Source organism: Pusillimonas sp. DMV24BSW_D (assembly GCF_011388195.1).
Lineage (GTDB): Bacteria > Pseudomonadota > Gammaproteobacteria > Burkholderiales > Burkholderiaceae_B > Neopusillimonas > Neopusillimonas aestuarii.
Window position 1 is genome coordinate 672,307 of sequence record NZ_CP049990.1, and the last position, 20,049, is coordinate 692,355.

Genomic DNA, 20,049 nt, shown 5'->3' on the forward strand with positions numbered 1-20,049 from the left:
TTAACCGCTTGGTTACGGTTGATAATCGGGCTGGACGGCCGGCGCGGCTGCCTTGAATTCGGGCAGCGATGTGCAATGCTCGTAGACTCTCAGCACACGTGGATACGGTGTGAGGTCACACTTCATGCGCGCGGCATTGGCCACCTGCGGCACCAGGCAGCAATCCGCCAGCGAAACCTGATTATCAAAGCAGTAGTTGCCTGAATCAGCACGCTCCAACAAGGCTTCCAGCGACTTGAACCCCTCGGCAATCCAGTGGTGATACCAAGCGTTCTTTTGCTCTTCGCTCACGCCCAGCTCTTTCACCAAATAGCGCAGAACACGCAAATTGTTCAGCGGATGCATATCGCAGGAAATAAGATTCGCCACCTCGAGTACGCGCGCCCGCTTTTCCAGATCTTCAGGAATCAGGCGTGGCTCGGGAAAACGCGCATCGAGATAATCGGCAATGGCCATCGATTGACCCAGCTCGAACCCGTTATCGTCAACCAGCAAGGGCACATTGGCGGCGGGATTCTTGCGAACGTAATCTTCCGCCTTGTGCTCCATGACCCGGATATTCACCGGATTCAGGTTGAAATCCACTTTTTTCAACGCCAGCACAATGCGAATACGGTAGGACGTGGAACTGTTGAAAAAACTGTAGAAGTCCATATTTACACCACCTTTACAGCAATGGTTCCCAAGCCCTCAACGCTGCCTTCCATGAGGTCACCTTTTACAACCGGGCCCACACCTTCAGGCGTGCCTGTGTAAATCAGATCGCCTTCTTCCAGCCGGAAGTAACGCGACAAATAGCTCACCGTTTCGGCCACATTCCAGATGAGCTTGTCGATGGTGCTTTTCTGCTTGAACTCACCGTTTACTTTCAAGGCAATTTCAGCTTGTTCCAGATTGTTTACCGTGCCAGCCGGATGCATGGGCCCAATAGGCGCACTGTCGTCGAAAGCCTTACCGATTTCCCACGGACGACCCATTTCACGCATTTTCATTTGCAGGTCGCGACGCGTCATATCCAAACCTACCGCGTAGCCCCATACGTGCGACAACGCATCGGCTTCGCTAATATTGGAGCCGGCTTTGCCGATCGCCGCCACCAATTCAATTTCGTAATGATAGTTCTCGGTTTCCGACGGATAAGGCACTTCCAGCGTGTCGCCGTACGCTACCGGCTTTACGGAATCGGTAGGCTTGCAGAAAAAGAAGGGCGGTTCACGATCGGGGTCGAAGCCCATTTCGCGGGCATGGGCGGCATAGTTACGGCCCACGCAATACACGCGGCGAACCGGGAACTGCTCAGTGGTGCCGACAACCGGCACGCCAACAACTTCAGGTGCTTTCACAACATAAGACATAATGGGTCTCTCTTTATTTCGATTAATAAAATTGAATTGGTTAAACCAAACCGCGCGTATTTTGCTTAAAAAAAGGTTTACAGGCGCTCCTCACGCAACAAACCCAGTGCAACTTGAATCGGGCGGTCGGAATAGCTGAACAAAACGGCCTCTTCCTGTACTTCAAAATGCACTTTGTGCCAGGAAGGCACAACGAATACATCACGCGGCGTGAACTCAAACACCTTATCACCAATATATGCTTTGCCGGTACCCTCTACGACACTGAACACCGTGGCGTCGGTAGTGCGATACGCCTTCCCTTTAAACCCCTTGGGCAACAGCTGCATGAAGGTGGCCATGGTGGGCATGGCAAAGCCGCCTGTCGCCGGATTCACGTAGCGCAACTTGATGCCGTCGTATTCGTCTATTTCGCCGTGACGCTGTAACTGATACAAGGCCTCACGCGTGCGCTCGTAGGGGTAATTGAAAATAGGCGATGTCTTGCCGTTTACCTCGTAGTGCACCGGCAACATGTTATAGCCGTACCGCGCATAACTATCGCCTTCAGGCCGGGCAATCGGCTGCACCGCCTCGGGGTAGTTCTCGGCAAAGCCCGTGCCCATCATACGAATGAAGGGAATATCCAGACCGTCGAGCCACACCACCGGCTCACCACCATCGGCCACCGCTGCGTTACCATGATCGTGCCAGGTCCAGGTGGGCGTAATAATGAAGTCACCGGGATGCATGGTGGTGCGCTCGCCGTTCACCGCCGTGTACGCCCCTTTGCCTTCCACAATAAAACGCAAGGCCGACTGCACGTGGCGGTGGCTGGGCGCCACTTCGCCAGGCAGAATCAGTTGCAGGCCGGCATACAGTGTGGGAGTAATCGAAGCCTGGCCCCGCAAACCGGGGTTTTCAAGAATCAGCACACGCCGCACCGCCTCCTCGGCGGTAATCAGTTCACCCGACTCCATAATGTCGGATCGAACCGCGTCGTAACGCCATAAATGCGGTACACACTCCGTAGTGGGCGACTGCGGCACCAAACTATGCAATGACTCCCATAAAGGAGTCATGTCTTTCTTGTCGATCCGCGCGTAGTAAGCCTCGCGCTCGGCTTTGTTCGCAACCGGACTATTCATGGCTATCTCCTTGATACGGAATCGGAAACCTGGAGTGGTGAAAAACCACGTCGATGGTTATTCCGAATTCCCATACCCTGAATATACGTCGGTTGAGGTGGGATTTGTGTGCTTTGTTATATGTTTATCGATGAAATATTTGTATGAGGTATATGTTTTTTTATATCTCTTCGTGAGCCGCCCATACACGATGATGCCTTATTCCGCTCAGCTTTTCTTCCCCACCACCCCACGCTGCACCTGGTCGCGTTCAATCGATTCAAACAGGGCCTTGAAATTTCCTTCGCCGAAGCCTTCATCGCCTTTACGCTGAATAAACTCAAAGAACACCGGCCCCAACACGGTTTCTGAAAAGATTTGCAGCAGCAGGCGTTTGTCATCCTTTTCCGTTGAGCCGTCGAGCAAAATGCCGCGTGCCTGTAACGCCTCCACCGGTTCCCCATGATCCGGCAGGCGCTCGTTCAGCATTTCATAATACGTAGCGGGAGGTGCCTTCATCAACTTAACGCCGGCATTGCGCAAGCGATCCACCGTTTCCACAAGGTCGTCGGTAAGCAAGGCAATATGCTGGATGCCCTCGCCGTTGAACTGCATCAGGAATTCTTCTATCTGCCCGCCCCCGCCGGCTTCTTCGTTCAGCGGAATGCGGATCTTGCCATCGGGTGCCGTCATGGCGCGCGACGTTAAGCCGGTGTATTCACCTTTGATGTCGAAATAGCGAATTTCCCTGAAATTAAACAGACGCTCGTAGAACCCGGCCCAATAGCTCATGCGCCCCCGATACACGTTATGCGTTAGATGGTCGATCACTTTCAGGCCGTGCCCGGCAGGGTGAAGCGCCACACCCTCAATAAACTCGAAGTCGATATCGTAAATCGTCATGCCGTCGGTGAAACGGTCGATCAGATAAAGCGGCGCACCGCCAATCCCTTTAATGGCAGGTAGTCGCAACTCCATGGGGCCGGTGGGAATTTCCAGGGCCTGAGCACCCAGCTCCAATGCACGCTTATACGCTTTGTGGGCGTCTTTCACCCGAAAAGCCATACCGCACGCAGAAGGCCCATGTTCGGCGGCGAAATACGCTGCCAGGCTTTTGGGCTCCTTGTTAATAATGAAGTTAATGCCGCCCTGGCGATACAGCACCACATCTTTCGAACGATGCACGGCCACTTTGGTGAAGCCCAGCTTCTCAAACAACGGTTCCAGCACATTCGGTTCCGGTGAGGCGAACTCAACGAACTCAAACCCCATCAAACCCATTGGGTTTTCGAAAAGATCTGCCATGTCGTTCTCCTTAAACGCTTACTGCAACGATACTACAACCCCAGGTAAGCCTCCTTAACGCGGGGGTCGTTCTTCAGATTATCGCTGCTGCCGTGGAGCGTAATGCGCCCATTTTCCACCACGTAAGCTTCATCGGCCAAATTCAATGTATTGCGGGTGTCTTGCTCAGCAATCAAAATGGAAAGGCCGTTCTTGTTCAGGGAACGTATTGTGTCGAAAACCAACTGCGCCATAATCGGCGCCAAACCCAACGTGGGCTCATCCAATAGCAATAACTTGGGGCGCGCCATCAGGCCGCGCGCAATCGCCAGCATTTGTTGTTCCCCGCCGGAAAGCGTGCCGGCCGCCTGATTACGACGCTCTCGTAACCGAGGAAACAATTCATACATCTCTTCTATACGCTGCTTCCAGGTAGGGCGCGCAGCCGGCACGATACCGCCCAGGCGCAGGTTCTCTTCAACCGACAAGTTAGGAAAAACGCGCCGCCCTTCAGGCACCAGTACCATCCCCGCGTTGACGCGCTGGTGGCCGCGTTGGGCACCCATGCTTTTTCCATCGAATAGCACTTCGCCCTGCGTGACCGGCAACACCCCCGCCAACATCAACATAATCGTGGTTTTACCGGCACCGTTTGCACCCAGTAATGCCGTTACGCTGCCTTCACGCACGTTCAGAGAAACACCATGGATAATTTGCACTTCCCCATAGCCGCCCACCACTTCTTTCAGGCTCAGGATATCTGTGCTCATTTCTGTTCTCCGAAATAGACCTCGTGCACACGCGGGTTGTCCGCGATCTCCTGCGGCGTGCCCATTGCGATGCGCTCTCCATGGTGTAGCACCACGATGCGATCCGACAATTGCATCAGGGCACGCATCACATGCTCAATGATTAATATCGTTAGCTTTCGGGAATGATGTTGTTCGCGAATAATGCCCAGCATCTCGCTGACCTCGGGCGGGGTCAGCCCTGCCATGACCTCATCAAGCATGACAACCTTGCAACCTGTGCTGATCGCGCGGGCAAGCTCCAGTTTCTTTTGCTTGGACAAGGTAAGCGCATGGGCCGGCGTGTCGGCCAGGTTCAACATCCCCAAGTCTTTCAAGACTATCTGGCAATGCGCAACGGCCTGTTGACGATTACGGATCAAAACCGAACCGAACATCGCCGCCGTCAGCAGGTTCTCCATGACCGTCAGGTTTTGAAATGGCTTAACGATTTGGAATGTACGGGCAATGCCCCGTCGGCAGACCTGGTCCGGGCGAAGCCCCAGCAACGACTTTCCCTCGAGAAGAACATTTCCAGTCGTGGGTGGTAGATACCCTGCAATCACGTTGAACAACGTGGTCTTGCCGGCCCCATTGGCCCCCATAATGCCCAGGATTTTCCCTTCATCAACCGTCATGGATATTTCAGCCAGCGCCCTTAGGCCCCCAAAGTTCTTACTCACGCCCTCCAGCTGGATTAAGCTCATGAGCCTTCTCCTTGAGCCCGATGCTTATAATTACGATACCAACCGAGCAAGCCATTCGGTAACTTCACCACAAACACGATCAACAAAATACCCAGGATAATCATGTAAAACTGTGGCGCGTTCGTCCAAAGCAATTCAGACAGGATAACCAGGAAAATCACCCCGAACAGGGGGCCGCGCGCGTTATCGCCCCCGCCTAAAATCGCCATGACGATCACGGTAATAGAAATCATTGGGTCGAAGGCCTGGGTCGCCTCGAAATAGCTTGAACGCAGCGCCATTATCCCACCCACCATGCCGGGAATAATGGCAGACAAGATAAAAGCGATAAGTTTGTATCGTGCTACCGGCACACCGAGTGTTTCCGCCGCCTCTTCGTTCTCACGCAGCGAACGTAGCCCATGACCAAACGGAGAGCGATGGACCGTTTCCAGCAATAAGGTCGACGCCACCGCCAGCACTAATACAATCCAGTAAATGGTTTCAATTGGCGGTGTACCAAACAAAAGGCGGCTGGAAATACCCATTTTGGCCTCTATGGCCATCAGGGAATACTTCACCAACTCAGCCAAGCCAAACGTAAGAATGACAAAATAGGGTCCTCGAACCCGCATGACCGGTAAACCCACAATTAACGCAAACAGCGCACTAATAGCACCGGCCATGATCAAAGCCAGCCAGAGCGGTATCCATTGCCAGGTCACCACAACGACGTAGCTGCCGATCCCGTAAAACACAACCTGGCCCAGCGATATGTAGCCTGTCATGCTGGAGAGCACTGCCCAACTTTGCGTGAGTGCCAACCACATCAGAATGGCCAAGCCCACGCCAATTGCATAGTCTTGTGCAAGAAAGGGAAGAACGGCAAACGCCAGAATCAAACAAACAAAAACCGCTATTTCTTTCAGGGTGACATTCATCGACTGACCCTTTTGGCAAATAAACCCTGCGGCAGAAACATAAGTGTTGCCACGAACACCCCATACAGCAAGACTGAACGTAAATTAGGAGACGTCAAGGCCACACCATAGGTTTCGATGGCCCCCAATAATAAGGCGGCCAAGAAACCACCCAGAATATTGCCCAGCCCACCCAAAATCACGACGATAAAAGCCGCAATCGCCAGCGGGAACCCGATAAACGGAGAAAATTGCTCCATCATGCCTAACAGCACACCTGCAACACCTGCCGACGCAAAGCCCAAGGTCAGACTCACAATATGCACTTGCTCGACATTCACGCCTACAATGCGGGCCGCCTCGGGCTGCTCAATCACCGAGCGCAAAGCAAGGCCAAAAACACTCCAGCGCAGAAAGAGTGTGACCCCGATGCATATCGCCAACGCAACCAGAAGGGCAATAATTCGGTTTCCCGTCATGGCCAGGTCGCCGAACCGATACACATGATCCATGTATTGATACGCGCGCGGGGTTGCCGTTTCCACCCAAGCCACGATGTTTTGAATTAACAACGAAAGCCCAAAGAACAGCAACAAAGAGTTCGCTTCAAGCCGCTCCCTGCGGTCGACACGCACCAACATGTCTCGCAACAGAAACTTGTAGAGCAACACACCAACGATGGCACTGAAGGCCGCGACAACCACGGTGGAGATCAAGGGTGACAGCCCAAAAACGCTGAACAGCCAATAGCCTACGTACGCACCCACCATCACCAATTCACCGTGCGCCACATTAAGCAGGCGCATGGTCCCATAAACCAAATTCAGGCCTAACGCGATAATCGCGTAAAGGGCGCCTGTTACCAGCGTGGCAAACAGCAATTGCTGCGACAAAAACACATCCACGAAACTCATGCAACACCCCTGTCAGTGTTCCAGGGGCGACCCATTAGGTCGCCCTTTTTTCTTGTTGGGCGCTTATTGAATAGGCGCTTTGGGCTGGAACTTGCTGGTGGCAATGGAGTCGGGCCAAATCAGCTTCAGGTGTCCATTCTGAATTTGCAGAAATGCCGTTGGGGTAATGACGTTTTGCACGCCTTCAAACTTCACCTTTCCATTAATAGTTTCGAATGTATCGGTGGCAATCGTCTCGCGCAGCTTTTCTTTATCCAAACCCACCTTGGCGACTGCTTGCTCCAGAATTTCCAAAGACAAGTAAGCCAACGAAGCGTTCAAATAGTCGGGTTCCTGGTTGTAGCGAGCAACGTAGTTATCGTAAAACTTGCGCGCATTTTTCCATTCTGGGTTATCCGGTGCCCAGTGGCCAATCGTTACAAAGCCATTGGCCGAATCACCCAGGGCTTTACGATAAAAGGCAGCCGACGCGCCCAACGCCACGAATTGAAAGGGGCTGGAGATGCCTATTTCCTTCGCCTGTTTACCGTATAGAACAGAGTCGCCCGGATAGGAAAGCGCCAACACCGCATCGGGATTCAATTCTTTGATTTGCGCCAACATGGGTGTCATGTCTTTAATACTGGGCGGGTACTCTGTGCTGAACTTGATTTCTATTCCGGCCTTCTTCAGCTCGGGCTCAATAAAGGTTTTCAGCTCTTTGGTCAGCGAAAGCACATTGGCCATGATGGCAACCGACTTAACATTGTTTTGCTGCATCAGCTTGGTCAGTTCCACCGCCATAACATCGGGTATCGCTGCGGTAGGGAACCAAATATAGCCGGGCTTCACCTCGCGCAACATGACGGAAGCCGATGTGTTTCCAACTACCGGAAATTTATACTTTTCCACGACCGGCGCAAGGGCGATCTGGAACGGCGTGCCCCAGGGCGCAATCAGCAAATCCACCTTATCGTCGGTAATGAGTTTTTCATAGATGCGTACCGACATTTCGGGCCGGGACTGATTGTCGTATTCGACAAACTCAACCAACCGCTTTTCACCGGCAACATCGATGCCCCCACGCGCGTTGACCTCATCGCGCCACATCTCATAAACGGCATATTGGTCTTGCGCCGCATTGGCAAACGGCCCCGTTTGCGACATTGAAAAGCCAATACGAACAGGCGGCTTCTCGGCAGCCGCCGCCCCAAACATACTTGCGGCCAGGCCAATACTCAAAGCCACATTCAAAAACGTGCGTCGTGTCGTCATAGTTGTCTCCGATGGTGTTTTCATTTATTACTTACTGAAGGTGTGTTGCCCAGCCACTTCCACTTTTTGTGCCGGGATGTTTAACGCCGCTCCCGTGGCACAATCATTTTCGGATCAATGACCTTACCGTCTTCAATGATCCGGTTACCGTCAAGCTCTATGGTGCAGCCCCGCATGGGAAGGTCGTAATGACCACGTGTTTTGCGTGTGCCGCCCCCCTGCGTATTGGGGCCTGTCGAAAACAGGAAATTGCCCGGAAACGCTCGCGTTGCGGCACGGTTTCGCTCGGGCGAATCACCATACAACGCGATGCTGTCCCAGCGAGCCTGCGGATTCAAGCCCCAGCCCAAATGCGAAATAGCGAATGGGTCGCGGTCTTCGGGGAAATCCTTACCGTCTTCCAACCACTCGCGCATTAAAGTGGCATCCAGCCCACCCTCAATGGAAACGATATGCCCGTCGCGAACCTCGACAATAATTTCGTCCTGAATGTAGCGGCTGTACGGCAAAATAACAATATCGCCCGGCTGTATATACAGCGTGCCATTTGCGCTGCCTTCATTGGGAAACGTATGAAGAAAGCCTGCACCCCAGTGGTCGAAATGCCCGGGTTCATCTGCAAACCCGTATTGGCTCATTACGGGGTACTCGCCACGCTCATAAGTAAAGTCTGTACCGGCCTTGCTGGTGACACGTACCTGCTTTGTATTCTCGTACAGTTTGTGGGCGTGCAGCAGCGCCTCTTTCAAACCGGGCGGCGACTGCAAGGCATATAAATCGTCGGGGGCGTCGATAATCATTTGTATACGAACGCCGTTATCCATTACCTTCTTCAGCCAACTACTGAACAGCGGCACGTGGAATATCAGGACCATGTCGCACTGCATCAAAGCTTCCAGCGTGCCCTTGCATTTACCCACTGTTTCCACACCAACGCTGGTCCAGGTCGGGATGGCATTCACGCACATTTCATAAATATCGGCGTCCAGCTCTTCTGCTGCAGCGAATGCAGCCTCGATGTATTCACGTCGGGTGCCCAGGTCGCTCACAATCGCAATCGTTTCTCCCGGTTTAACCTTGCATAGCTCAAACTGCTTTTTGAACAACCCCGCAAGCTTCGCTGGATTCGTCGACTGCGTTCTGATGTCTGCCTGCAACATGTTGATCTCCTTGCTTTTTCTATGTGCCACCCGAATAACACCCCACTTTGAACGACTTTACTGACATACCAAAAGCAAGTCAATACCGAATAACGTTCCTTATTTAAGATAATTTGATTACCATGAGGTAACATTAAAAAATTGCGTATTTAGGGGTCGACGTGGTTCAGGTAAAAAAGCCGGAAATGAAGCAGGCAATCTTGGATGCCGCATATAAATGCTTCATGGAATACGGGTATTCCAGTACGAAAATACCCCAAATCGCCAAGTTGGCCGGTTCTTCACCCGCCAATATTTACGTTTACTTTCCATCCAAACTGGAAATTTTGTTCACCTTGTATGAAGGCTGGCTGGACGAACGAATGGCCAAACTGGAAAGAGCCCTAAACCGACTGAACACGAACGAACAGAAAATCCAGCGAATTTTGACGACAATGTGGCGAGACTTACCGGCGGCGGACAAAGGGTTCAGCAACAACCTTATTCAGGCACTGTCAACAACAACAAGTAATGAAGGCTACAGCCCGGCGCTGCGGATTTCAGTGGAAAACAGACTATGCCAAATGTTGAACAACAGCCTGTCGAATTTGGCCCCTGAACGAATCCAGGCCATTGCAACATTGCTATTAATGGCCTTCGACGGCCACGCTATTAATTTTTATCTTACAAAGAAGAAAATTACGTCAAAGGCGGATATCGACTTCTTCAGTAAACTCATACTCTCGTATGCTGAACCGCAGAACTAACGGCATTTCAAACGATGAAAACAACCACCACCCAACTTGGCCAGGTTAAGATCTCACGCATCATTGAATCGAGCGACCCACTACTTCGCCCTGCAGAGATTTTTCCCGACTCCGACCCGGACATCATTTCCCGAAACATCGACTGGCTGGTCCCGCATTTTTACGATCCGGAGACCGACAAGCTGGTCATTACGATTCAATCGTTTTTGCTGGAAACGGAAACCCACAAAATTTTAATTGACACCTGTGTGGGCGACTGCAAACAACGCGTTCGATCAGAATTCCACGAACAACAATGGAACTGGCTGAAAGGGCTGGAAAGTCTGGGCCTTGGCGTTGAAGATATTGATATCGTTTTATCAACGCACATGCACGTTGATCATGTCGGATGGAATACGCGCTTCAACGGCAAAGAATGGGTTCCCACTTTCCCCAATGCGCGCTATCTGTTCACCGCGCCGGAATGGGATTACTGGAAAGAAAATGAAGGGCACCCGGCGCTGGTTCGCTCAGGCGACTACATTGGTGATTCAGTATGGCCCCTGTTTCACGCCGGCCAAGCCGATTTGGTCGCTATGAATCACGAAATCGTACCTGGAATTCGACTGCTTCCATTGCCAGGTCACACGCCCGGCCATGTGGGCGTTGAAATCGACGACGCAACAGACCCAACCCTTATTACAGCCGACCTTTTCCACCACCCTTTGCAATGCTGTTACCCGCATTGGAATACGCGGTTTTGCCTCGATCCGCTGAAGTCACGCGCCACCCGATTAAATGCCATGGCCGAACTGGCACACAAAGGCACCACGGTTATGCCGGCGCACTTTCCTTCGCCGAATGCAGGAAAAATCGAAGTTGTAAAACACGATGACCCCGATGCAACCCGGGGGCATGTGTATCGGTATCGGTTTGTGTAAGCAAAGAAAGGTTAAATAATGGATATTGAACGCTACCCCGCACAAGAACCGTTTAACGAAAACATGGTCAAGTACCATGCTTATCTGCTTGAACGGGCCAAGGGCCTGAAACCCATTGAAGTCAATTACGGCGAAGATCCTTATCAAAGCATCGGCATTTTCCCTGCCGAAAACCCCGACGGGCGCGTGCTGCTTTTCTTTCACGGCGGTGGCTGGACTAACGGCTACAAAGAATGGATGTACTTCATCGCCCCCGCGCTGAACAAACTGGGTATCACGTTTGCCTCAGCAGGCTATCGTCTGGCACCCAATCATTTGTTCCCCGTTGGCTTTCAAGACGCCGCCCGTGCGCTGGATTGGGTCAGCAAAAACATCAGCGAATACGGCGGCGACCCCAAGAAAATTTTTGTCAGCGGTCATTCGGCGGGCGGACATTACGCCGCCCTTCTGGCCGTTGTTGAAGAGGCGGTGCCCGACATGGCGTGTTCCGCTCAAGTAAAAGGCTGCGCGCCCATATCGGGCATTTATTATTTTGGTGAAGACGCAGGAATGGCGGTTCGGCCCCGTTTCCTGGGGCCGCCCGAGGTGGGCGCCGACACCGCCGCGTCATCCATAAAAAATCTGAAATCGGGGCTACCGCCCTTCCTGCTCACGTGGGGAGAAGAAGACTTCCCGCATTTAAAGCGCCAAGGCCAGGAAATGGAAGCCGCGCTGAGGGCGCACAACGTTCCTGTTGAAACGCTTGAGTTACCGGGGTGCAACCACTTCACGGCAAGTTATGCGGCTGGGGACGTGGGCGGTTTATGGGCGACCACGCTCAATGACTGGTCAAACAAGCTTTTAAAGCGCTAACCCGTTTTCACATCCCCTTAACCGACTCCGGCACCGGGTACCGCCGTGTATACGGGCCGGCCTTCATAACCTGGCCCGGCACTTCATGCCCCACAATCTCGGGCAGCAAGCGTGCAATATCCAACAACGGCTCCAGCGCCACACCTGTGTCATAGCCCATGGCCTCCAGCATATGCACCATGTCTTCGGTGCAAACATTGCCGCTGGCGCCCGGTGCATAAGGGCAGCCGCCCAAGCCACCCAACGAGGCGTCGAAACGATCCACCCCGGCACTGAGCGCAGCCATCACGTTGGGCAAGCCCATTGCACGCGTATCGTGAAAATGCAGCGTTAACACCAAAGAAGGCCAGCGATTGCGTACCCGCTCGCACAACTCGCGCACCTGGGTGGGGTTGGCCACGCCCGTGGTGTCACACAGGCTCACGCCCTGAATGCCCATATCAACGTAACGCTGAATTAAATCCATCACACGGTCGGCCGGCACTTCACCTTCAAAAGGACAACCAAAGGCGGTCGACACCGAAGCATTCAACATCGCCTTATCGCCGGTAAAATCCGCCACCTTCTGAAACTGCTCCAGCGATTGCTCAGGCGTCATGCGGATATTGGCCAGGTTATGCGTGCGGCTGGCCGACATAAATAAATTGATTTCATCCACACTGCAGGCCAGCGCGCGTTCGCAACCACGCACATTGGGCACCAGCGCCGCGTACACCACGCCGGGCACACGGTCGATTTGACTCATAACGGCCTCGGCATCCGCCAGGTTGGGAATGGCTTTGGGTGAAGTAAATGAGGTGACTTCAATTTTGGCCAAACCGGTGCGGCCTAGTGCGTTGATGAGTTCGATTTTCTGTTCCGTAGGAACGAACTTGGCCTCAATTTGAAACCCGTCGCGTACCGATACTTCCTGTATGTAAACACGTTGTCGCTCTTGCATATCCATTTCCTGTGTCAGGCACGCCGCAGCCATTACGCCAGGCCGGCCTGTTTCATTTTCTCGTACTGTTCGGGTGTCACACCAATTGATTCCAGCACTTCGCGCGTGTGCTGCCCCAACTCTGGACCTAACCAACGGGTGCGGCCCGGGGTTTGGCTAAGCTTGGGCACAATGCCGGGCAAGTCGATAGGTGCGCCATCGGCCATTTCAAAACGCTGAATCATTTCACGGGCCTGATAATGCGCGTCTTCATAGATATCTTTGGCAGTATAAATACGCCCACACGGTACCGATGCGGCATCCAGTGTTTCCAGTACATACTGCAACTGATTTTCAGCTGCCCAGTCGCCAATTACGCCGTCCAGCATTTCCGTATGCCGCACACGGCCGTCGTTATGTTCAAGCTCGGGGTTCTCGGCCAAGTCGGACCGACCAATGGCATTCATCAGCCGCTTGAAAATCCCGTCGCCGTTGCCGGCAATCGCCACATAGTTGCCGTCTTTACACAAATAGGTGTTGGACGGCACGATACCCGGCAGCGCCGCACCGGTTCGCTCGCGTATGGTGCCCGTGGCAGCGTATTCGGGAATCAGGCTTTCCATCACGGCAAACACCGCTTCGTACAAGGCCACGTCAATAAACTGCCCCTGGCCTTTATTGGCTTTAATGTGATACAGCGCCATAAGCGCCCCCACCACCCCATACAGCGAAGCCAGCGTATCGCCAAGGCTCACGCCGGTGCGTACCGGTGCACGATCGGGGTAGCCCGTGACATAGCGCAGCCCGCCCATGCATTCCGCAATAGCTGCGAACCCCGGTTTTTGACTATACGGGCCGGTTTGCCCATAGCCTGAAATACGCACCATGATCAAAGACGGATTCAGTTCCGACAAGGTTTCCCAACCCAAGCCCCATTTTTCCAGCGTACCGGGCCGAAAGTTCTCGATCACGATATCGGCCTCAGTCGCCAACTTGCGCACCATCTCCTGCACCTCGGGGTCTTTCAAATTCAGCGTAACTGACTTCTTGTTTCGACTTTGCGAATACCACCATAACGAGGTGCCGTTGTGTAACTTGCGCCAGGTGCGCAACGGATCACCCGTACCCGGAGGTTCAATTTTGATCACCTCAGCGCCAAATTGCGCCAATAACGTACTGGCATACGGGCCGGCAATCAGCGCGCCAAGTTCCAATACCTTAACGCCTTCCAGCGCCATGGGGGTTTCCTGCTTATCCTGCGTCATAGCTTCCTCATTCATTACGCTTTCCGTCATCTTCCCGTTAACCGACCTTGACTGTAAAGCGGTTATTTTCGATACCATCATCGTTTTATGCGATGATCAATCTATAAACAATCAAAATTTACCCCTTATTATCGCTTTTTGTTATGGCCTTGGATCCCAAATCGCTCAAACTGTTTATCCGCGTCATTCAGGCCGGCACCATTAGTGCGGCGGCTGAGCAAGAACATATTGCAGCGGCCGCAATTAGCCGGCGCATTAGCGATCTTGAAGAGCAAGTGGGTGTCGCACTGGTGGAACGCAGCAACAAAGGTTTGAAAGCAACTCCGGCCGGCCGCGCGTTAATTGATCGTGCGCACCGCATCCTTAACGATCTGGGCGCACTGGAAACCCATATTCAGGATTATGGTTCAGGTGAAAAAGGCTATGTCCGAATTCACGCCAATCTATCGGCCATCAACCAATTTCTACCCGCAGAATTGGGCGCCTTTCTTAAAAGCTATCCCCACATTCAAATTGACCTGGCCGAACGCATGAGCACTGAAATTGCGCAAGCGGTAGCCGAGAACACAGCCGACATTGGCGTATTGGTCATGGATGAACCTATTAAAGACTTAACGTATTTACCCTACCGCTCCGACGAACTGGCTATTATTACGTCGCGACATCATCCGCTGGCCAAACGGCGCAAGGTCCGTTTCGAAGAAACGCTGGACTTCCCTTACGTGGGATTACCGCACGGCAGCCAGATGAACCTGCAATTAACCCGCTCCGCGCTGGCGCTGAACCGCACCTGGCGCTGCCGCTTTCAGGTTTCCGGTTACGACGCCCTGTGTTTAATGGTGGAGGCGGATCTGGGCACCGGCATCTTGCCGCGCAGCGTTGCGCAAACACAGGCCAAGGCCCTGCACATTCGCATACTTGAACTGGATGAACCGTGGGCAAAACGGCAATTGCATTTATGTTTCCGGTCTCGGGCCTCGTTATCGCCGGCTGCGCAATTATTGGTTGCGCACATGGCGCACAACTCAAGTACCTCGTGAATGCGCAGCAACTACGCCATCTGCTGAATCAACGCATCGGTTTCCAGCACATCGGCGTATTTCGCATGCATGTCCAGCAAGCTCATAGCATGGCTGGACTGCAGGCGATCGAAACAGGCGTCGGCGGCCACGGCAATCCGATAATTCGCACTGAAGCCGTCGACCACGGTTGCCCGAACACAACCCGACGTGCTTCCGCCCGCCACCACCAATGAATCGGCGCCGACCAGCGTTAAATAGGATTGCAGCGGCGTGGAAAAAAACGCCGAGGGTTTTTGTTTTCCGATGACAATATCGCTTTCGCGCGGCGCAATCGCCTCAACGATATCGTCATGATGATGCGCGGAAACCGGCGGTGGTGCCTCTTCAGGGCGTGAACGGGCATGCTTCCATAACCACGACCCCATATCCCATTTATCGTCACGGTAAGCACCCCGGGTATAAAAAACGGGGCGCTGCTGCGCACGAAACAAGTTCAACAAACGTTCAATTTGCGCCAGTGCCAGCCAGGCCTCTTCCCCGCATGAATTAGGCCAGCGCTTGATTGACTCCAGAACAGGCTCGGGCCGATCACCACAAAAACCATAGGTGGCGTCCACCACCAGTAATACGGGCCGTTGCCCCAAACCCATAGTGGCACCGTAGCCCGATTGCGACATGACATCGCGATCGCGCTCGGGTAGCGAAGAAAGTAGCGTATCAATCAGACCCATCTGAAATCCTGTTAACTGTAAAGCCCGGCCAGACCATTCACTTGCTCAACGCGTTGCAGCTTGCGTACAAAGTAGTGCCAGGAATGCTCAACGTGCACCGAGGTCATAATCTGATGACGTCGGCGCTCTCGAATTTCAGCGTCTGGAAAGCCGGCATCGGCGCGAATCTGCATCCCTTGTACATGCGTACGGGCGGCTTTTTCAAGGAATACACCCACACACACCGCATGGGCAATTGACGTACCGCAGAAAGTCACGCCGTGATTGGCCATCAGCACGGCAAAATGCGCGCCTAACGTTCGCGCCAGGGCGATACCGTCGTCTTTGGTTTTCAGCAACGCCACGTCGTCACTGTGGCAGGGCAGTGCGTCGAAATAATCGGCATCCAGCGTAAACGGCAACAACTCGGTGTCGAAAGCCGACAAAACACTGGCGTAGAACGGATGAGTATGAGCAACCACCTGCACATCGGGGCGCAAACGCAAAATTTCCGAATGAATCGGCCACTCGGAGTGTAAACCGCCTTCCCCGACCAGCTTCTCGCCGTCGAAACTCACCAGCACAAAATCCTTGTGCGTCAGAATTTCACCCAACCCGCGCGCATTGCGTTTTAACCAAAACCCGCGCCCTTCAGGATCACGCAAAGACAAATGACCTAATGTCATATCGCCGTGACCCTCCATTTCCAACACACGACACGCAATGGCTAATTGATCCAGTTGTTCTTCAAGCACCATGACAGACTCTTAAAAAGAAAGTTTTGAAGCCTGCGCCGCGCCGCTGGGCTCCCAGAAAAGGATGCGATTCCGAATCATCACCAAGGTTCGGTCCATAACGAAACCAATCATGGCAACGGCAATCACCCCGGCATACGACGACGCATACATAAACGAGGCGGATGCGTATGAGATGTAATATCCCAGGCCCGAACTTTCCCCAATCATTTCGGTAATCACCACAATCACCATGGAAAGCGGCAAGGCAACCCGAATACCCGACATAATTGAAGGCAATGCGGCGGGCAACAAAACCTTGAAGAAAATGCGCGACGGACCGGCCCCCATGTTTTGCGCGCTCCAGATAAAGCGGGGCGCCACGGCACGAATACCAAAGTAGGTATTCACCGCAATGGGAAACGTACACTCCAGCGCAATCAGGGCGATTTTTGACGAAGAACCAAACCCCAGCAGCAAAATAAAGACCGGATAGAGTGCAATTTTCGGTACCGGATAACCGAACGAGAAAATAGGTTCAAACATCCATTCGAACCAGCGCACCCGCGCCATGAGTACCCCCAGCAAGACACCCACCACAATAGCCAACCCAAAACCGCTGATGGCCCGTGAAAATGACACAGTTGCATGATAGATGAGCTCGCCGTTGGCGACTCCGGTAATAAATGCCGAAAAGATTTTCTCCAGCGGCGGCATAAGCCTGGATGAAACCCAACCCGAGCGGGACAAAATTTCCCACACAATAGCCAACACCACCAACGGGTACAACGTTGCCACCATGCGGCGTAACGTAGCGTAAAGACGTTGCTTCATGACCGCGCCGCCTCCCCTGGATACTTGTTGGCCAACAGCTTGCGTCGAATGACAAGCAAGATACGGTCGCTCAGGAAACCCAGTAATCCAATCGTTAATATGGCGGCATACATCCAGTCGTAACGCATGGCTTCTTCGGCACGAATAATCATATCGCCCAACCCATCGTTCGACCCCACCATTTCAGCGGCAAACAACACGACGAACGACAATGCCAGCCCCGAGCGTAATCCGGTGAATATTTGCGGCAATGCCGCGGGCAACACCACACGCCGGAAAATATAGAACCGACCGGCACCCATATTGCGCGCGGCCCAAACCAGACTTACCGGGGTTGCACGCGCACCATACAACGTGTTGATAAAAGTAGGAAAGAATACGGCCAATGCGATCAGCACCACCTTGGAAACATCGCCAAACCCCAGCCACGTAATAATGACCGGCAACAGCGCAATTTTTGGCACCGGGTACAAGGTTGAGACCAAAGGATCGAAAAATGCTTCGGCCTGGCGCCACACCGCACTTAACAGCCCCAGGCCCACCCCAAAGGCCGCTCCCAGCAGAAAACCGCTGTAGGACCGGTATGCCGACGCGATCGCATCACTCACTAATTCACCGCTAACCAGCAATTGCCATAACGTTGCACCGATGTCGGTGGGTGCAACCACATATCGCGGCATGCCTTCCTGCCCCGACGTCAGTTGCATGGCCAGCAATAACGCCACGGGCAACGCCAATCCGGCTACCCAACGCAATGCGTTGTTGCTATTGAGCCGGGATGTCATGCCGCCTCTCTGGCGCGCAGCACCTCATCACGCAACATATCCCATATTTGCGTGTAGTACTCGATGAATTCGGGGCTTTTGCGAATTGAGGCGCTACGTGGACGCGGTAAATTCACACGCATATCTGCTTTTATGCGGCCCGGACGAGCAGTAAACACAATAACCCGGTCACTCAGGTAAAGGGCTTCTTCAATATCATGGGTGACGAACAGCACGGTACGCTGGTTCGCTTGCCAGATGTCGGTCAGTTCTTCCTGCATCAATTCGCGGGTTTGTGCATCAAGCGCCCCGAACGGCTCATCCATCAGCAACATTTGCGGCTCATACACCAGCGTTCTGGCCAACGCCACGCGTTGTCGCATGCCGCCCGATAATTCTGCCGGGTAAGCATTCTCGAACTTCGACAAACCCACCATGTCGATGTACTTGCGCGCAAGTTCAACGCGTTGCGCTTTCGGTATGCCTTTCACCTCAAGCGACCAGGTCACATTGCCCAGCACCGTACGCCAGGGGAACAACGCATAGTCTTGAAACAGCATGCCCCTGTCGGGCCCGGGGCGTGAAACCGGCGTCCCGGCCAACGTAATCGTTCCAGCACTACGGGGTTCAAAGCCGCCGACCATGTGCAGAAACGTGCTTTTCCCGCATCCCGACGGACCCACTATGCTGACGAACTCACCTTCGGCAATGGAAAGATCAAATGCTTCCAGCGCAACAATCGCCTGACCGTTGCGCATGAAAGTCTTGGAAACGCCCTGCGCCTTGAGATATCCCTCCGACATCTTTACTCCGGCAAGTAACGCATGTCGACCACGGTTTCCAGATCAAGGTCGCCGTTAATGTAGCCAAATTCCTGAAGTGTATCGACCATTTTTTCCATGGAAGGCTCATCAACCCTGGCGTCCATGGGGTGCTCATATTTGCGCATGTTCAGCGACATCTCGAGCGGAATATTCACGAACTTGGCGTCGATCAGTTTTTGATGACTTTGTTCCGGGCTGTTGACGTAGTAGTCGGTCGCCGCCACCAGATCGCTTAAGAAATCACGCACCACTTGGGGGTGCTCCTGAAGGAACGTTTCTTTCACCAGCAAGAGCATTAAGTCTTCCTGCTGGCCAATACCGTCGGTAGAGGTAAATGCCGTGCGCATCCCGCCCCGGCCTTCTTCAAATGCGGCAAAGGGCTGGGGGAATGCGCCCACATCGAGCTTGCCGGCCCGCACCGCCTCACCCTGGCTGGGGAAGGGCAATGCCACCCATTTCACATCACGCATCGGGTTCAAACCGTTCTTGGTTAATGCCAGGCGAGCCCAGATTTCCGCCGACGAACGCGCACCGTTAATGCCGATGGTTTTGTCTTTCAAATCGGCAATGGATTTGATGTCTGAGTCGTCCATGACCATGTACTGGGTGGCAAAACCGTTCTCACCGCCCTCGCGGGAAAGCGACGCGATGACCTTGAACTTTACGCCTGCCGCCGCCGCCATCATGACGCTGTGGGCCGACCCCGTAGCGATGTCGAGCTCACCTGCCTCAAAAGCCTGAAAACGTTTATCGGTACCACGAAACAGGGCATATTCAAGATCGTACGACTTGCCCTGGTTCGGCGTAACTTCCGGGGCGGCCTTCATCGTCCAAAGGGGCTCCTCTGCAGCCGAGCCATGACCCACGCGAATTTTTACGGGATCTGCATAAGCTCCTGATGAATAAAGAAAAACAGCAGAAAATAAGGCACAGCCCAACGTTTTTAGAAACGGTCGCATGGTTGTCTCCTGAATGCGTTTATAGGATTTCTA

The 20,049-nt window shown here is 53.4% G+C and carries 22 protein-coding genes; 4 read left to right on the forward strand and 18 right to left on the reverse strand.

Annotation, left to right across the window (positions count from 1 at the left end; all coding sequences use genetic code 11):
- Window positions 1-12: 12 nt before the first annotated feature.
- The 10 genes from maiA to G9Q38_RS03255 all read right to left on the reverse strand — a co-directional run bounded on the left by maiA (window position 13) and on the right by G9Q38_RS03255 (window position 9,467).
- Window positions 13-654, reverse strand: a complete 642-nt coding sequence (gene maiA / locus G9Q38_RS03210) for a maleylacetoacetate isomerase (protein WP_119441931.1) — start codon at window positions 652-654, stop codon at window positions 13-15.
- A gap of 2 nt (window positions 655-656) precedes the next feature.
- On the reverse strand, window positions 657-1,355 hold the full coding sequence (locus G9Q38_RS03215; protein WP_166127735.1) for a fumarylacetoacetate hydrolase family protein: 699 nt from the start codon (window positions 1,353-1,355) through the stop codon (window positions 657-659).
- A gap of 77 nt (window positions 1,356-1,432) precedes the next feature.
- Window positions 1,433-2,482: a gentisate 1,2-dioxygenase gene (gene gtdA, locus G9Q38_RS03220; protein WP_166127737.1), complete on the reverse strand. Its 1,050-nt coding sequence runs from the start codon at window positions 2,480-2,482 to the stop codon at window positions 1,433-1,435.
- Between the two features lie 207 nt (window positions 2,483-2,689).
- On the reverse strand, window positions 2,690-3,766 hold the full coding sequence (gene hppD / locus G9Q38_RS03225) for a 4-hydroxyphenylpyruvate dioxygenase (RefSeq protein ID WP_166127740.1): 1,077 nt from the start codon (window positions 3,764-3,766) through the stop codon (window positions 2,690-2,692).
- Window positions 3,767-3,798: 32 nt separating this feature from the next.
- Window positions 3,799-4,515 (reverse strand): ABC transporter ATP-binding protein, encoded by a 717-nt coding sequence (locus G9Q38_RS03230; protein WP_205962335.1) that lies wholly within the window; start codon window positions 4,513-4,515, stop codon window positions 3,799-3,801.
- Entirely contained in the window at window positions 4,512-5,240 is a 729-nt protein-coding gene (locus tag G9Q38_RS03235) for an ABC transporter ATP-binding protein (protein ID WP_166127743.1), read from the reverse strand. The genes G9Q38_RS03230 and G9Q38_RS03235 overlap by 4 nt, the downstream gene beginning before the upstream one ends.
- On the reverse strand, window positions 5,237-6,160 hold the full coding sequence (locus G9Q38_RS03240) for a branched-chain amino acid ABC transporter permease (protein WP_166127745.1): 924 nt from the start codon (window positions 6,158-6,160) through the stop codon (window positions 5,237-5,239). The genes G9Q38_RS03235 and G9Q38_RS03240 overlap by 4 nt, the downstream gene beginning before the upstream one ends.
- Window positions 6,157-7,053, reverse strand: a complete 897-nt coding sequence (locus G9Q38_RS03245; protein WP_166127748.1) for a branched-chain amino acid ABC transporter permease — start codon at window positions 7,051-7,053, stop codon at window positions 6,157-6,159. Before G9Q38_RS03245 ends, G9Q38_RS03240 begins: the two co-directional genes overlap by 4 nt.
- 63 nt (window positions 7,054-7,116) lie before the next feature.
- Window positions 7,117-8,307, reverse strand: a complete 1,191-nt coding sequence (locus G9Q38_RS03250) for an amino acid ABC transporter substrate-binding protein (protein WP_166127752.1) — start codon at window positions 8,305-8,307, stop codon at window positions 7,117-7,119.
- An 80-nt stretch (window positions 8,308-8,387) separates the two neighbouring features.
- The gene (locus tag G9Q38_RS03255) at window positions 8,388-9,467 is read right to left on the reverse strand and encodes a 2,5-dihydroxypyridine 5,6-dioxygenase NicX family protein (RefSeq protein WP_166127755.1); all 1,080 of its coding nucleotides are present in this window, start codon (window positions 9,465-9,467) and stop codon (window positions 8,388-8,390) included.
- A gap of 161 nt (window positions 9,468-9,628) precedes the next feature.
- Between G9Q38_RS03255 and G9Q38_RS03260 the strand changes: the two genes are divergently transcribed.
- From G9Q38_RS03260 to G9Q38_RS03270, 3 genes are read left to right on the forward strand one after another with little or no spacing between them, the layout of a single operon-like run.
- Window positions 9,629-10,213 (forward strand): TetR/AcrR family transcriptional regulator, encoded by a 585-nt coding sequence (locus G9Q38_RS03260; RefSeq protein WP_166127758.1) that lies wholly within the window; start codon window positions 9,629-9,631, stop codon window positions 10,211-10,213.
- Between the two features lie 14 nt (window positions 10,214-10,227).
- Window positions 10,228-11,133 (forward strand): MBL fold metallo-hydrolase, encoded by a 906-nt coding sequence (locus tag G9Q38_RS03265; protein ID WP_166127761.1) that lies wholly within the window; start codon window positions 10,228-10,230, stop codon window positions 11,131-11,133.
- Between the two features lie 18 nt (window positions 11,134-11,151).
- Window positions 11,152-11,985 carry an alpha/beta hydrolase gene (locus G9Q38_RS03270; RefSeq protein ID WP_166127763.1) on the forward strand — a complete coding sequence of 278 codons (834 nt, stop codon included), beginning with the start codon at window positions 11,152-11,154 and terminating at the stop codon, window positions 11,983-11,985.
- 7 nt (window positions 11,986-11,992) lie between these two features.
- Here G9Q38_RS03270 and G9Q38_RS03275 read toward each other — a convergent pair whose 3' ends face one another.
- On the reverse strand, window positions 11,993-12,925 hold the full coding sequence (locus tag G9Q38_RS03275; RefSeq protein ID WP_166127766.1) for a hydroxymethylglutaryl-CoA lyase: 933 nt from the start codon (window positions 12,923-12,925) through the stop codon (window positions 11,993-11,995).
- Between the two features lie 32 nt (window positions 12,926-12,957).
- Window positions 12,958-14,169, reverse strand: coding sequence for a CaiB/BaiF CoA transferase family protein (locus G9Q38_RS03280; protein ID WP_370523901.1), 1,212 nt, complete (start codon window positions 14,167-14,169; stop codon window positions 12,958-12,960).
- A gap of 143 nt (window positions 14,170-14,312) precedes the next feature.
- On the opposite strand from G9Q38_RS03280, the gene G9Q38_RS03285 reads away from it, so the two are divergent.
- Window positions 14,313-15,209: a LysR family transcriptional regulator gene (locus G9Q38_RS03285; RefSeq protein ID WP_166127770.1), complete on the forward strand. Its 897-nt coding sequence runs from the start codon at window positions 14,313-14,315 to the stop codon at window positions 15,207-15,209.
- A gap of 11 nt (window positions 15,210-15,220) precedes the next feature.
- On the opposite strand, the gene G9Q38_RS03290 is transcribed toward G9Q38_RS03285, so the two are convergent.
- The 6 genes from G9Q38_RS03290 to G9Q38_RS03315 are packed head-to-tail and all read right to left on the reverse strand — an operon-like array spanning window position 15,221 to window position 20,016.
- Window positions 15,221-15,922: an isochorismatase family protein gene (locus G9Q38_RS03290; protein ID WP_166127773.1), complete on the reverse strand. Its 702-nt coding sequence runs from the start codon at window positions 15,920-15,922 to the stop codon at window positions 15,221-15,223.
- An 11-nt stretch (window positions 15,923-15,933) separates the two neighbouring features.
- Complete coding sequence (locus G9Q38_RS03295) at window positions 15,934-16,659, reverse strand: class II aldolase/adducin family protein (RefSeq protein WP_166127776.1); 726 nt, start codon at window positions 16,657-16,659, stop codon at window positions 15,934-15,936.
- Between the two features lie 9 nt (window positions 16,660-16,668).
- Complete coding sequence (locus tag G9Q38_RS03300; RefSeq protein WP_166127779.1) at window positions 16,669-17,469, reverse strand: ABC transporter permease; 801 nt, start codon at window positions 17,467-17,469, stop codon at window positions 16,669-16,671.
- Entirely contained in the window at window positions 17,466-18,254 is a 789-nt protein-coding gene (locus G9Q38_RS03305; RefSeq protein WP_166127781.1) for an ABC transporter permease, read from the reverse strand. The genes G9Q38_RS03300 and G9Q38_RS03305 overlap by 4 nt, the downstream gene beginning before the upstream one ends.
- The gene (locus tag G9Q38_RS03310; RefSeq protein ID WP_166127784.1) at window positions 18,251-19,036 is read right to left on the reverse strand and encodes an ABC transporter ATP-binding protein; all 786 of its coding nucleotides are present in this window, start codon (window positions 19,034-19,036) and stop codon (window positions 18,251-18,253) included. Before G9Q38_RS03310 ends, G9Q38_RS03305 begins: the two co-directional genes overlap by 4 nt.
- A 2-nt stretch (window positions 19,037-19,038) precedes the next feature.
- Window positions 19,039-20,016 carry an ABC transporter substrate-binding protein gene (locus G9Q38_RS03315; protein ID WP_166127787.1) on the reverse strand — a complete coding sequence of 326 codons (978 nt, stop codon included), beginning with the start codon at window positions 20,014-20,016 and terminating at the stop codon, window positions 19,039-19,041.
- Window positions 20,017-20,049 lie beyond the last annotated feature (33 nt).